Annotated in this window: 1 protein-coding gene; it reads right to left on the minus strand. The window is 44.0% G+C overall.

Annotated features, from left to right (window positions below):
* The coding region (locus tag ACSZO4_RS25885) for an Arm DNA-binding domain-containing protein (RefSeq protein ID WP_437891937.1) at positions 1-143 on the minus strand (143 nt) is incomplete at its 3' end.
* Positions 144-389: the final 246 nt, after the last annotated feature.

A 389-nucleotide genomic window follows, 5' to 3' on the forward strand; every position in this document is an offset into this window, starting at 1 on the left:
TGCTTCCCTTCGAAACGGTAGGCCATTTGCCAGTATTTCGAACCTTTAGGGGTAACACGGAGGAACATACCAAAGCCATCGGTTAGCTTATATTCCTTCTCAAGGGGTTTTGCATTTTTTGCTTTAATATCAGTTAGTGACATGACGGCTCCCTCCGATTGCTGGTAAAAACGAAATCGAACCAGTTTTACCAGTATTTTTACCAGCAAAAGGGTATGGCTTCGAGTGTTTTTTAGTGAACGAGGGCGAACCTGAAGAAGGGGATAACCAATTGATAAAAAGCAAAAAAGCAGACGTCAGTGAACGTCTGCTTTCTTTAAATTGGCTCCTCTGACTGGACTCGAACCAGTGACATACGGATTAACAGTCCGCCGTTCTACCGACTGAAC

Origin of the sequence: Phytobacter sp. V91, assembly GCF_965644225.1 — a bacterium.
Classification (GTDB): Bacteria; Pseudomonadota; Gammaproteobacteria; order Enterobacterales; family Enterobacteriaceae; genus CBFFRJ01.